This window comes from Pseudodesulfovibrio thermohalotolerans (genome assembly GCF_021353295.2).
GTDB lineage: Bacteria > Desulfobacterota > Desulfovibrionia > Desulfovibrionales > Desulfovibrionaceae > Pseudodesulfovibrio > Pseudodesulfovibrio thermohalotolerans.
Genome location: NZ_CP120635.1, coordinates 2976088 through 2989606 on the forward strand (window position 1 = coordinate 2976088; position 13519 = coordinate 2989606).

The window sequence follows — 13519 nt, forward strand, 5'->3', positions numbered from 1 at the left end:
AGGTTCCATGAAACTTATGCATCGCACCCTGGCCGTTCTGTTCGCGGCCCTGATCGCGACTTCCGCCATGGCCATGGACATGAAGCCCGGCAAGGGCGTCACCGTCCGTCCAGCGCGCGCCACCTGGAACACCGGCTTCTTTCAGGAAGCCCTTGCACGCCGAGGCCTGGAGGAACTGGGCTACGAAGTGGAAAAGCCCAAAGACCTGCAGAACCCCATCGCCTACAAATCCATCTACCTCGGCGATATCGACTACTGGTGCAACGGCAACTTCCCGCTGCACAACCCCCAATTGCCCAAGAACTTTGACAAGAGAGCCATGATCCTCGACCCGATCATCAAGGCCGGCGGTATGCAGGGCTACCTTGTGTCCAAGAAGGAAGTGGACAAGTTCGGCATCAAATCCCTGGATGATTTCAAGCGCCCCGAAGTGGTCAAGGCGTTCGATCTGAACGGCGACGGCAAGGCCGACCTGACCGCCTGCCCTCCGGGCTGGGGATGCGAAAAGGTTATCACCAAGCACATGGAAACATACGGCCTGGACGACTACATCAAGCCCAACAAGGCCTCTTATGAAGCGGGCATGGCCTCGGCCATCGGCGCGTACAAGTCCGGCAAGCCGGTTTTCTTCTACACCTGGACACCCAACTGGACCGTGTACAAGCTCAAGCCCGGCAAAGACGTCATGTGGATCAACGTGCCCGAAAAAGGCAACATCGGAAGCACTGTTTCCGGCGTGACCGGCGCGGTCAGCGACCCCCTGCACCCGGGATTCATCGTTTACGACATCACCGTCGTGGCCAACAAGAAGTTCATGGAGAAGAATCCGGCGGCCGCCACCTTCCTCAAGAACTTCAAGCTGACCATCGATGACGTCAGCGCGCAAAACACCCGCATGAACGAAGGCGAAAAGTCCGACAAGGACATCGCCAAGCACGTGGATGAATGGATCGCCGCCCACCAGGACACCTGGAACGGCTGGCTCGACGCCGCCAGAAAAGCGGCCCAATAAACCGCGACGGACACTGCGGGACCGCGTTCCCGCATGACTCGTCGACCCACAAACAAAAAGAGACTTCGCCGATATGCGGCGAAGTCTCTTTTTTTTCATGGTGTAACGGGAACGTTCACTCTCGACAGGACGGCGGGACCGCCATTCCACTACTCGCAAACCACCTCGTATCGGGTAGACGGACCTTTGCCCTTCTTGACCAGAATCCCGCGTTTCACGAAATCCTGGAGATCATAGATGGCGGTGCGGGTGGGAAGATTGCCCCCGACCAGGTCCTGATACTGCTTGCGGGTGACGGTGCCCTGCCTGCGAATGACGTCCCAGGCTTCCTTTTGCCGGGGGTTGAGGCCCAGGTCCTCGGACGAAGCCGGTTGCGCGGCCGATGCCGGGCTGGCCTCCGAAGCAACGGAATTGGACACGTCGTTGGCGGACGGTTCCTCGTGCCGCGACGGCGCGGACCAGGTGCCGAAATCGCTTTCCAGCCGAATCTCCTCGGGCTGGATGACGTCCGTTTCGGCCATGACCGCGGCGCGGGTGATGCAGTTGACCAGCTCGCGGACGTTGCCGGGCCAGTCGTGGGACACGAGCTTTGCCAGCGCGCCCTTGCTCAGCTCCAGGTGCTCGCGCCCGGCCAGGGCTTCGGCCTGTTTAAGATAATACACGGACAACAGCGGGATGTTTTCGCGGTTGTCGCGCAGGGCGGGCGTGTTGATGGAAATGACCTTGAGCCGGTAATACAGATCCTCGCGGAAGGTGTTGTCCTCGATGAGGGACGGGATATCCACGTTTGTGGCGGCCAGGATGCGCACATCCACGGTAACCTCCCGGTCGCTGCCCAGCGGATTGATCTTGCGCGAGGCGAGCGCACGAAGAAGCGATTGCTGAACCTTCGGTGAAGCGGACTGAACCTCGTCCAGAAACAGAATGCCGCCGTCGGCCTCGACAAAGGCGCCGTTGCGGTCATCCTTTGCCTCGGAGAAAGCGCCCTTGACATGGCCGAACAGGGCATCGAGGAGCAGATTCTCGTCCAACGCGCCGCAATTGATGGAGACGAACGGCTTTTCCGCCCGACTGGAATGGGCATGGATGGCCTCGGCCACGAGCTGCTTGCCGGTGCCGGTCTCGCCCGCGATGAGCACATCCACCTCAACCTGGGCGGCCTTGAGGATGTTGACCTTGAGGTTGGCCGTGGCCGCCCCCACGCCGACGATCTCCGGGATACGGCTCAACTCGTTCTCCATGAGCACTTCGCGCTCGCGTTCCAACGAAACCGGCTCCCGATTGTTCACGTTGAGAATGGCCTCGTCCTTGGCCTGAATCTCCACCACCTGCCGTTTGACCCGACGGATGATATTGTTGATGGAATCCTGGAGCATGGTGATATCGTACCCTCTGTAGGGCAAATTAATTTCCTCCATTTCCTCCAATGAATCCAAATTATTCATGCACATCGCCAATTCGCGTACAGGCTTTGTCAGAATCCGCCCGAAAAGGAAAATGAGGACGGAAATGACCACGATGCCGCCGATGGTCACGAAAAGCATGACATCCATGTTCTTATAGCCCGCGATAATCGGCAATTGACTACGATCCACGAAGACCACGCCGCCGCAGACCGTGGGCGGGCCGGACGGGTCAGCCCGGAAAAGGACCGGGGCAAAGCTGAAATAATGGGAATCCACGCCGGATTCGTGGGAGACCGTCTCCTTGACCCGACTCAGGCCGCTTCCGCCCTCGCGTACTGCGGCCACGGCGTTCCAATAGAGGGTGTGCTTCTCGTTGGGCCGGAACGCGGCCGCGTTGCCGGGTTTGCCCAACGAACCGTCAAATCCTTCACGGGCGAGAAAGGTGGTCAACTTGCCGTTGCGCTTGGCGTAGTCCGCGGACTGAAAAAGAATCCACCCATTATTGTTGAAGAAAAAGCTGAAGCGGAGCTCGTCGCTGCGGGGAAAGGCCCACAACGGAGATTTGCGTGAATTGTACCAGGAGAGGATGTTGCGCAGGGTAGTGGCCTCCACGGACATGAACAAAAGGCCTGGAGGTTCGGTTCCGTTCCCGGGGCAGGTGGTATAGAATCGAACCACGTTGGCGGTCCTGTAGCGATTGGCGTTGTCCTCCGTGGGCATGGGATAGGTCACTTCGAATATTTCCGAAATGGCCACGCCACCCGGCTTGATGGACTCCATACGGTCCAGTTCCGCAAAAAGGGAGGGCCGCACGCGGTCCAGCCCGGCCGGGTCGATCTCGCGAACGGCATCGTCCTGGCGGACCAGGACCACGGGCTTTCCGCCCGTTGACGGAAGATAGCAAAGCTCGAAGTAGGGTTTGCCGCCCGATTTCAGCAACCGCTTGAACGCGTCGTGCAAGCTTGCGGCATCCGTCCGCCCGCCGGCAAAAAACAGCAGGTCCGAACGGCAGCCGTCCAGATACTGTTCCATCTCGTGCGCAACGGCCATGGTGTTCTGGCGCACGGTGCGGCTCAGCGCGATTTCAATGAATTCGTCCGAGACCTTATATGAGGCCCAGCCCGTGAACAACAATATGCCCACGATGGAAGGCATCATGGCCAGAAGCAATTTACCCCGCAGCCCGAGCCTGCGCACCAGCCAGGGGAAATGCTTCCGCATCCAGTTTGAAAGCCAGTTGCCAGAGGTGATCCGTGACGGCATGAGAACCTCCCGAGCTTGGTAACGGCACTAAAAAAAAGATAAGCGCCGCCTCACCTTAATTTGCCGTTATGCCGCGCCGCACCCTTTGTCAAACCCTTTTCGGCATGATGGTTGCTAAATACCACAAGACGCCATAACGTAAGGTGTATATTTTGCGCGATTTTTTAACCACTTGGAATAAAAATAAATTTCCTTAACCATCTTGCAAAAAAATCAGGCAGAACAACTATGGCAAAGCAAACATCATTTTGCGGGATCCACCGATTGCTCCTCATCACCATGATCGTCATCCCGACGATCCCCCTGCTCATATCGGCAGCCGTCGGATTTTACTCCTTTGCGGGAGCTTCCAAACAGTTCGCCACCTCGTCCATCCGGCAGGCGGCAGTGGATCGGGCCAAGCTCATCGACGAATTTCTGCACGAGCGGCGCAGCGACTTGGTATCGTTCCTCGCCCTGATCCCGGCGGACGATCCGGCCGGTGACACGACCGCGGAGGAAGTGGCCACATGGCTCAGGGTCGGCGGACAGGTCTTCCAGGACATGGGACTCATCGACCCCAACGGCAAGCACGCCGCCTACGTCGGCCCCTTCGGCCTTGCCGACAAGAACTACAAGGACGCGAACTGGTACAAGGAAACGCTGGATAACGGCTTCTACATCAGCGACGTATTCCTCGGATACCGCAAGGTTCCCCACTTCGTCGTCGCCGTGGCCAGGCGCATAGACGGCCAGGTCTGGATACTCAGAGCCACGGTCAACCCCACGTTTTTCGGCAACATGGTCAATGCGCCCGGCATCGGCGATTCGGGCGAGGCATATATCCTGAACCAGGCGGGCGTGTTGCAGACCAGCCGCAGGTCCGGCGGCGCGTTGCTTGAGCGGGACGCCTATCCTTACCCGGCACAGACCGAAAACCTCATCTCCTTCACAGGTTCGGACGGCGGCGAGGATTACCTGTTCGCCTCGGCCCGGCTCAACGACGGCAATTGGCGGCTCGTCGTCCGCCAGAAGAAGGAAGAGGCCTTCCAGCCCGTGCTCATGGCGGGATACACCGTGGTTGTCGTACTGCTCTGCGGCGGCGGAGTAATCATAGCCCTTGCCCTGATCGTCAGCCGCCGCTTGTCCGAGACCCTCCACAGTCAGGCGGAGGCGGTCAACAAGCTTGAAGCCCAATTGCTCCAGGCCGCACGCCTTGCCGAACTGGGCGAGATGGCCGCCGGATTTGCCCACGAGATCAATAACCCGCTCCAGATCATGAAAACCGACCTCGCCCTGCTGGAGCTTACCCTCAAGGACGTAACCGACGTCTGCGCCAATCGCGAGGCATGTGACGAACTCAAGGAGATCGCCGAACAATTCCAGATACAGATCGGACGTTGCGCCGCCATTACCCGGGAAATCTTGCGCTTCGGCAGGCAGGACGCCCCGCAGGTGCAGGACGTCGACCTGACTGACTTCCTGCCCAAGGTGGGGTCCATGATCCAGAACAAGGCGACGGTCAACGGAATCGAAGTAACCTGCGAAGTGGCTCCGGACGTCCCGAACGTCCTGGCCGACCCCGGCCAGTTGCAGCAGGTCATGATAAACCTCCTGAACAATGCCATCCACGCCGTGGTCGACCGTCACGGCTCAAAGGGCGGCCGCGTTGAAGTCGTGGCCCGCAACGACGAGCGCGGCCGGGCCGTCGTTACCGTGAGCGACAACGGATGCGGCATCAATCAGGAGAGCATGTCCAAGATATTCATGCCCTTCTTCACCACCAAGGCGCCCGGCCAGGGAACGGGGCTGGGTCTCTCCGTCTGCCACTCCATCATCGACTCCCTGGGCGGGGAGTTGACCGTTGAGAGCGCAAAGGGAGAGGGAACCACCTTCACCGTTCGTATCCCCGGCAAGAGGGCGTAGATTCGTCTTCCGACCTGGACGGATCACCGACGAGGGGGGCGGGGCCGAAGCCCCGTCCTCCTTCTATTTGTCTTGAGCCTCGGCAATCATCCTCTCTATCTGCTTGAGATAGTCTGGATAACGCATCAGGTAGAAGGAAAGCCCCTTGGCGAAGTTGCGCCCCACCAGCCCGTCCACGAAGAGCATGGAAACGGCCTGTTCCTCGCGCAGAATCTGCTGCGAGGCCAGGAACACGACCCGTTCGTCCTCGGACATGGCTTCAAGGGCCTGGCGCAGGGCCTCGCGGGCACGCGGCTTGTACGCCATAATGTACAGCAGGTCCAAAGCGTTGGCGATGACCTCGGGCGCCCGGTCAAAGCCGGATTCCTTGGAAAAGGCCAGGAACTCGGCGGGCCGGTTGAGCATCCCGAGCATGTCCCTGGTCGGGAAGGCTATCTCCAAACGCGAATATATCTCAAAGACCTGCCGCAGCTTCTCGGAATAATCCCAGCGGCGCATGGCGATATTCCGCCTGCGGTCGGCGAATCCCTCGATGACGCCCGCCACGCAATCCGAGGCGAGCTTGGAGATGACCGCCGCCCACAGTTGCAGCTCGACCATGGGATTAGCCGATCCTGCCAGGAACAGGACGCCCTCGGCGGCCCAGTTGAACAGCATGGCGATGGGGATGGACAGGATGCTGCGGAAGAAGTTGGCCGCGGCCGCCTCCCTCGGCAGGCCCCGAATCACGTTGTGACTCGAAATGTACACGCCGTTGGTCAGCGCCATGATGGTGTACAGAAGCAGCGGATTGGTGGTCGTGGTCACACCCAACCCGTGATCCAGAACCACGGATTTGCACAACCAGTCCAGCAGCGGAACGGAAAAGCCCGTATAGAGCAGGGATTCCGAAATCCGTTCCCAGTTGACGTAGTCGTTCCAGGCCAGGAACGGCGACCGGCGGAACCCGCCCCCTCCCAGCACGGACTGGATGACGTTGCGCAGGCCGGTGATGGAAAACCAGATGACCCCGCCGAGATAGGCCAGCACCCACCAATCCTTTGTCAGGTAGAAGGTCAGAAAGGCGGGGATGAACCCGGCGAGTATCTTGAGCACGTTCTTGAGCCCGGTATTCAGATGGCCGGGCGAAGGACGACGCTTGCAGTAATCCTCGGGCTCGAACAGGCTCAACCCGTTGCCCTCGCGCCGCTTTCCGCCCAGGGCGACCACGTTGCCGCCGCCCGACTCGGTCACGGCATACCCTTCTATCCGCCATCCGCTCGATGTGCAGCAGACCAGCCGCCGCAGAAGAGAAAACTGCGCGGCCAGACGGATCAGGGCGTTCCACAGCCCTCTTCTTCGACCGGGCATGACGTACTCGTTGGATTTGACCACACCCCCCTGCATGGGAATGCGGTCGGCGACGCGCAGGCGGTCGGCCTCGCGCTGTGCCCGAAGGGACAATGTCTCGATCACCGCGAACCCCATGCCGTGAGTCCGAGTGGAGCGTCCTGTAGAGCCGGAGCCGATGCTCGTACCCAACGGAAACCGCTTGTAGAACTCAAGAAGCAGGTAGAACCGTTCCAACAAGTCTTCCAGCGAGCGCAGGCGGTTGTCGCGATTAGGCGCGTCCAGCTCGCGGACGTGATCCATGCACCCCCGGATAAGGTGCTTGAGCTTGACCGCGTTCTGTTCGTTGAGCGCCTGCTGCAACTCGCTGAAAGGCATCCGCTGCCGGTTCTGGCCGGGCTCCAGGTGCTTGGTGTTGAAAATTTCCAGATGGGATATCCTGCCCCGGCACTCGAACAGAATTTCCAGCACATCCTCCAGCTCCAGATCGGCCAGGATAAGAGTCAGGTGGCTGGAATGGGCCGCCTTGCGCAAACGGGCGGTCAACTCTGCCGGGCTCAGGGAAAGAAGCGCGGGCATACCTTCGGCCCTCGGCGCGTCCGGGTCGGGAATGTCCCGGTTCTCTTCCGGGGAAAGGTAACGGGCCGCGATGGTGTCCACGTCCAGGGCGTCCAGGGATTCGACCTGCATGGCGATCGCCGCCTTGGCGTCGTAATCGGCCTCGGAATATCCCTGGCGCAGGGCGGCCACCCTATCCTGGAACAGAGGCATGGCGCGGGCGTGGATGTAGTTGCCCAGATGCAGGACGGAAGGCTCTTCCACCCCCAGATCGGCAACCATTTCATCATAATCCACCGGGGCGAGCATCACCCCAAATTCCTTATATATGGACTGGCGGTGACGCTCGTTAAAGGCTTCGGTGACGGCCCGAACGTATTCCGACCGGGAAGAACGGACCTCCCTGCCCTGCTCCATGAGTTCTCGCACGGCATCCACGCGGAAAAGCCCCTCGATATCGCAATCATCCCGCAACCCGCCCGGGCACCAGACGATCTTGACGAAACGGCCCCGATGCAGGGCGCGATACTCGATGCCGATGCGGACCTTGACGCCCAGAATGGCCGCCGAGGAAAGCAGCTCCCGGGCCACGGCCAGGTCCACGCAGTCATAGTAGACCACCGTTAAATAGCGGATGCCCTTGATCCAGGCGTCCATGACCAGATGAGTGGCCGACTTGCGCCCCTTGCTGTTGGCGTCGTGCACCCGGTCGTCAAAGGCGATCTGGTTCCACTCTTCGGGCATTTCGAGAAGATGGTAACGACGCAACTGCTCGCGCAGAAAGCCGACCTTCCCGGCCGCGGCCCTTCGAAAATCGTGCGCAAGGGCCAGTTGACGGCAACGGTCGCCCTTGGCCCGCACCAGTTCCTTGCCGATCTGGACCAAGACCCGAGCACGGTTGTTGCGCATTCCGCCCTTGGCCGCGGTCAGGGTCTCGTCACGCAGGGCGATAAGCGCCTTGGTCCGTTCCGAAGCCTGATCGGACTTCAGGGATTCGAGCAAATGCATGATGGCATAGGCAATGCGCAATCCCTTGTCCGCTGCCAGTTCCTTGATGCCGTGCGGTTTGAGATACGGCTCCAGCAGGGTCTTGAATTGGGCCCTATCCACCCCTCTATTCAAAACATTTTCTACTATTTCCAGCAGCTTATAATCATTTTTGTCATAATATAACGAGGGCATCATCACCATCTTCTCCTCGGTCTCGAAGGCCAGCGTCGTAACGCAACTGTAACATTTCCTAGCAGTATCCATGCCTCTCGTCATGAAGAATGCGGGGGACTGCATGTTTTTTTCCCGCTATCCCAGGAGGCTGTAGGCTTTCTTCCCTCTTCCCGCAATCCCCCGGGACTGTGCCATCTTTTTCGATCTAGCCCGATTTTGCGCACAGCACCATCTGGCAAAATCATCGCGCAAACCATTTTGCGTAAAAAAATACTTAAAAATTAGATTGTTACTCTTGGCACACGAGTTGCTAGGTTTGAACAGATTTTGCGGAATAAACCGATCAACCCAACGGTGACATCATGGAACAGATGAAAATCCTGCTCGTGGACGATGAAGAGCGACTCCTCAGCACCACAAAAAAACTCTTCGAGAAGCTCGGCATCGAGGCACGCACCGCCACCTCGGGCACCGAGGCTCTGGAGGTGCTGAAGTCCTACGAGGCCCATGTGATCTTTCTCGACATCAAGATGCCCGGAATGGACGGCATGGAGACGTTACAACACATCAAGAAGGACTATCCCATCAGCGAGGTCATCATCCTCACCGGCCATGCCACCATGGAGACCGCTGTGGAGGGTCTCAAGCTCGGGGCTCTGGACTACCTTATCAAGCCCGTGAGCATGAAGGACTTCCTCAGCAAGGCCGAGGAAGCCTTCGAAAAGGTCACGCTCCAGAAACAGAAGATACGCTCCGCCCGGATGGCAGACGCCGCCGGTCAGGGTGAACTGCGCTAGCTAACTCAAGGAGGTTGTAATGGTTAAAATCAAGGTCCTCATGGTCGATGATGAGGAACGCTTCCGGACCACCACCGCGAAAATATTGGCCCGCAAAGGATACGAGACCATTCTCGCGGGCAGCGGGGAAGAGGCGTTGGAGCAACTCGATGCGAAACCCGACGTCGTCATTCTCGACGTCAAGATGGGCGGCTTGGATGGTCACGAGACGCTCAAAATCATCAAGAAAAGAATGCCCGATCTGCCGGTAATCATGCTCACCGGACACGGCGACATGCCCGGAGCGAAGAAAGCCCTCGACACCGGGGCCTTCGACTATCTGGCCAAACCCTGCGACGTGGACCTCCTGAGCACCAAGATTCAGGACGCCTACGACTACGTGACCAAAGCGCCTTATGTCGAGAAACTGGCCAAAGGCATCATGATTCCCTTGGATGAGTACACGCAGATTCCGTTGGACAGCACAGTCCGCGACGCCATCAAGGCCCTGGAGAAATCCATGCGCCACCTCATGGCAACGGACCGGCTCATGGACACCGGCCACCGTTCGGTGGTGGTGACCAACCGGGACGGCAGCGTGGCCGGAATTCTCAGCCCCCTCGACCTCGTGGACGCCATCAGGCCGGGCTACCTGTCCGCGCCCAAACCGTCCATGGCCGACAGTCTCCAGTATTCGGCAATGTTCTGGCAGGGGCTGTTCACCTCGCGCGTCAAGGAGATCATGGAAAATCCCGTTCGCGACATCATGTCCGAGACCATCCCGGTCATTGATGCCGACGCCAACCTCATGGAAGTGGCCGACACCATGATTACCCTCCCGGCCCGGCGTATGCTGGTCAGAGCGGGTAACGAGGATGTGGGGGTCGTCCGCGAGCAGGAAGTCTTCTACGAAATCGCAAAGATCATTTCGTCCAGCTAACCCGAAGCCAGATTGCGAGGTTACATCATGGCTCAAGCAAAGAAGAAAGCAACCGGTTACGACAAGTTCGTCAATTGGAAGCTATTCATAATTCCGGTGATACTTTTCACTGCGATCCTGATCCTTCCGACGCCCCAGGGCATGAAAGACGTGGGTATGCAGTATTCGGTCGGCCCCAAGGTCGTGACCAATTACCTGTGCGAACAACTTTTCCAGAAAAAAAGTTCCGATTGCGAGCAGTGGGAAGTCCTGACCGCCCGCATGATGGAACAGAATATGCGTATGGGCGCCCTGTCCAAGGAACGCCTGATGAAGCGCAACGAGAAGTGGGCGAAAAAGCATAAGATTCCCGTTGATGCCACCAACTTCGACAGGGCGTACGAATACGTCAAGAACAACGTGTCTGCCGACGAGTACCTGACCATGATGAAGGGTGCTTTCGACAAGCGCATGAAAGGGCTCCATTTCGACGAACTGTCGAAGAGAGACCAGGCCAGCGCCGACCAGGGCGCCTGGAAGATCAAGGTCGCCATCGCCATGGTCGTATTCGTGGTCTTCTGCTTTATGACCGAGTGCATCCCGCTCCCCGGCGTGTCCTTCTCCATCGGCCTCATACTGGTCTTCACCGGAGTGGTCTCGCGAAGCGAGGTGGCTGGACTCTACTGGTCGGACGCCTGCTGGTTTATCATGGGTTCCCTCATGTTCGCAGCGGCCTTCGTCAAAACCGGCGTGGACAAGCGCATGTGCCTGCTCATGTTCAAGAAGCTGGCAGTGCCGAACGTGCGCTGGATCACGTTGATCTTCTTCATCGTCATCGCCCCGCTGGCGGCGTTCATCTCCGACCACGCGCTGGCGGCCATGTTCCTGCCCATCGGCATGTTGCTCTACCAGAACAGCCTGACCGACGAGGTGCCCGAGGACAAGGAATTGGCCAAGATGCTGATGATTACCATCGCCATGGCCTGTAACATCGGCGGCCCCGGCGCCCCGTCCGGCGGCGCCCGAAACGTCATCATGATGACCTACCTGTCCGACATGTTCGGCATGGACATCGGCTACGCCCAGTGGATCATGTACTGCATGCCCTTCGTCATCGTCATGATCCCCCTCACCTGGGTTATCACCAACATGATCTTCAAGCCCCGCATTCGCTCCCTGGCTCCGGCCATGCGCCACCTGGAAAGCGAAATCGGCAAGATGGGCAAGTGGAACAAGAACCAGATCTGGGCAATGATCATCTTCGTGTTCATGGTCTTCGGGTGGTTCACCGAGAAGGCGTTCTACAACATGGGCATCTACCCCATCCGCCTCGGCATCGGCGTCATCGCGGTCGCGGGCGCTGTGGCCTACCTCCTGGCGGGTGTTGTCAACTGGCGCGACTACCAGGAAAAGGTCGACTGGGGTGTTGTCTGGCTGTACGCGGGCGCGATCATCTTCGGTCACACTCTTGACAAGACCGGCGCGGCATACTGGCTGGCCCAGTCCGTCATCGACCTGCTGGCACCGCTGGGCATGAGCCAAGGCATCCCGCTGATGCTCACCTCCAACGGCCTGACCGCCGTGCTGACCAACCTGATGGCCGACGGCCCGGCAGCCGCCGCGGTCGGTCCCATCACCCTGAACATGGCCAGCATCGTGCACCCCGGCACCACCTTCCTGCCGTTCATGGCCATGGCCACCGCAGTGGCGTCGTCCTTCGCCTACTGCCTGATTATCGGCACCCCGCCCAACGCCATCGTCTACGCCTCCGGATACCTGGAGCCCAAGGACTACCTGCGTGTGGGCGTGCCCATGTGGTTTGTCGCCAACATCATCATCGTCATCCTCACGGCAGTGTACTGGAGCGGTATCGGCTTCGGCAGTCTGCCATCGTTCTGACGACCCTGACCTGAAATACATACCCGGCGGCCCGCTCTCGAGCGGGTCGCCGGCCAACCAAGGAGATCGAACATGAAAAATCAAAACAACGAGGAACGCAAATTCGTCCACGAGAGCGGCGTGACCTACTTCAGCAAGCAAACCGAACGCCGCATTCTTTTCTTACTGACCCTGGCGATGCTCGCGTGGGGCGTCGTCGATTACGCAACGACCATCTTTTAGGCAAAGAGGGGGCAAACATGGAAGCTACTCGCGAAATAAGCACCAGGATGGGGATCCGGGAATATTTCGAGACTCTGATGAACGTCATGCGGTCGCCCGCACGCCATTTCGAGGGGACCGCAAATGAAACGGGCTCACGCAGAGCGCTCACTTTCCTGATGATATCAGCCTTGTTCTACTGCACGGTGAGCATGGCCTACTTCTTCGAAAACTCCCTGGCCATGGGAGCGATAATATTGGCCAACGCCATTCTCATGCCCGCCTTCGGCGCGGTCATCACCTTCATTCTGACGAGCATGACAGGTCAGGAAAAAGTGCCCTTCGGCCGTGTCTTCAACATCTACGCGTACGCCAGCGGAGCGGTCATGATTATCTCATGGATTCCCGGGCTGGCCCTCGTCATGGAGCCGGTGCGCGCCTTGCTCCTGGGCATCGGGCTGCACAAGGGAGCCGGGGTGGGCAAACTTCGGGCCGCCATGCTCATCATACTGACCGCTGCGGTCATGCTCCTCTTCTTCTGGACCGCCGCGCCCATGGTCGTCGAATTGAAGCAATTGTTCCAATAGGAATGCCCCACACGTGACGGAAACGCACGTGAACACATTCCTTACCCTCCCCATCCGGCCGGGGGCATGCCCCCGCCCCCGGCTCCGGAAGGGAGACTTCACACCGGAGGATCGTCATGAAAAAAATACGCCTGCTTCTGGTCGACGACGAAACGGACTTCCTGAACGCCTACGCGCGCCGCTTCGTGCGTCGAAACGTCGAGATAACCCCGGCCACCAGCGGCCAGGAGGCCATCGACAAGATCCGTGAGAACGAATTCGACGTGGTCATCCTCGACGTCATGATGCCCGGAATGAACGGGCTTGAGACCTTGCGGCGAATCAAGGCCATCGAACCGGATTTGCCGGTAATCATCCTGACCGGACACGCCGATTCCCGCGCGCTCATCGAGGGCATGGACATGGGCGCATTCGACTTCCTGCTCAAGCCGGTAGGGACCGACGAGCTCTATTTCAAGGTGCTGGACGCCGTTCGCGCCCGCCATCGCGGCCAACCGTAG

Annotated in this window: 10 protein-coding genes; 8 read left to right on the top strand and 2 right to left on the bottom strand. The window is 59.1% G+C overall.

Annotation, left to right across the window (positions count from 1 at the left end; all coding sequences use genetic code 11):
* Positions 1 to 7: 7 nt before the first annotated feature.
* Positions 8 to 1012 (top strand): glycine betaine/L-proline ABC transporter substrate-binding protein ProX, encoded by a 1005-nt coding sequence (gene proX / locus LF599_RS13950; RefSeq protein ID WP_279521195.1) that lies wholly within the window; start codon positions 8 to 10, stop codon positions 1010 to 1012.
* 149 nt (positions 1013 to 1161) lie between these two features.
* Here the strand turns inward: proX and LF599_RS13955 are convergent, their stop codons facing one another.
* Positions 1162 to 3681: a sigma-54 dependent transcriptional regulator gene (locus LF599_RS13955; RefSeq protein WP_279521196.1), complete on the bottom strand. Its 2520-nt coding sequence runs from the start codon at positions 3679 to 3681 to the stop codon at positions 1162 to 1164.
* 264 nt (positions 3682 to 3945) lie between these two features.
* Between LF599_RS13955 and LF599_RS13960 the strand changes: the two genes are divergently transcribed.
* Positions 3946 to 5586 (top strand): sensor histidine kinase, encoded by a 1641-nt coding sequence (locus LF599_RS13960; protein ID WP_279521197.1) that lies wholly within the window; start codon positions 3946 to 3948, stop codon positions 5584 to 5586.
* 63 nt (positions 5587 to 5649) lie between these two features.
* On the opposite strand, the gene LF599_RS13965 is transcribed toward LF599_RS13960, so the two are convergent.
* Positions 5650 to 8583, bottom strand: coding sequence for a hypothetical protein (locus LF599_RS13965; protein WP_279521198.1), 2934 nt, complete (start codon positions 8581 to 8583; stop codon positions 5650 to 5652).
* Positions 8584 to 8999: 416 nt separating this feature from the next.
* On the opposite strand from LF599_RS13965, the gene LF599_RS13970 reads away from it, so the two are divergent.
* From LF599_RS13970 to LF599_RS13995, 6 genes are all read left to right on the top strand, one after another.
* Positions 9000 to 9434, top strand: a complete 435-nt coding sequence (locus LF599_RS13970) for a response regulator (RefSeq protein ID WP_279521199.1) — start codon at positions 9000 to 9002, stop codon at positions 9432 to 9434.
* Positions 9435 to 9453: 19 nt separating this feature from the next.
* On the top strand, positions 9454 to 10353 hold the full coding sequence (locus LF599_RS13975) for a response regulator (RefSeq protein ID WP_279521200.1): 900 nt from the start codon (positions 9454 to 9456) through the stop codon (positions 10351 to 10353).
* Between the two features lie 27 nt (positions 10354 to 10380).
* Positions 10381 to 12231, top strand: coding sequence for an SLC13 family permease (locus LF599_RS13980; protein WP_279521201.1), 1851 nt, complete (start codon positions 10381 to 10383; stop codon positions 12229 to 12231).
* 72 nt (positions 12232 to 12303) lie between these two features.
* Positions 12304 to 12453: a hypothetical protein gene (locus tag LF599_RS13985; RefSeq protein ID WP_279521202.1), complete on the top strand. Its 150-nt coding sequence runs from the start codon at positions 12304 to 12306 to the stop codon at positions 12451 to 12453.
* A 17-nt stretch (positions 12454 to 12470) separates the two neighbouring features.
* Positions 12471 to 13019: a YIP1 family protein gene (locus LF599_RS13990; protein WP_279521203.1), complete on the top strand. Its 549-nt coding sequence runs from the start codon at positions 12471 to 12473 to the stop codon at positions 13017 to 13019.
* A gap of 116 nt (positions 13020 to 13135) precedes the next feature.
* Positions 13136 to 13519: a response regulator gene (locus LF599_RS13995; RefSeq protein WP_279521204.1), complete on the top strand. Its 384-nt coding sequence runs from the start codon at positions 13136 to 13138 to the stop codon at positions 13517 to 13519.

Coding starts and splice junctions, on each gene's coding strand:
- proX (WP_279521195.1), top strand. CDS start 8: ATGAAACTTATGCATCGCACCCTGGCCGTTCTGTTCGCGGCCCTGATC.
- LF599_RS13955 (WP_279521196.1), bottom strand. CDS start 3,681: ATGCCGTCACGGATCACCTCTGGCAACTGGCTTTCAAACTGGATGCGG.
- LF599_RS13970 (WP_279521199.1), top strand. CDS start 9,000: ATGGAACAGATGAAAATCCTGCTCGTGGACGATGAAGAGCGACTCCTC.
- LF599_RS13975 (WP_279521200.1), top strand. CDS start 9,454: ATGGTTAAAATCAAGGTCCTCATGGTCGATGATGAGGAACGCTTCCGG.
- LF599_RS13980 (WP_279521201.1), top strand. CDS start 10,381: ATGGCTCAAGCAAAGAAGAAAGCAACCGGTTACGACAAGTTCGTCAAT.
- LF599_RS13985 (WP_279521202.1), top strand. CDS start 12,304: ATGAAAAATCAAAACAACGAGGAACGCAAATTCGTCCACGAGAGCGGC.
- LF599_RS13990 (WP_279521203.1), top strand. CDS start 12,471: ATGGAAGCTACTCGCGAAATAAGCACCAGGATGGGGATCCGGGAATAT.
- LF599_RS13995 (WP_279521204.1), top strand. CDS start 13,136: ATGAAAAAAATACGCCTGCTTCTGGTCGACGACGAAACGGACTTCCTG.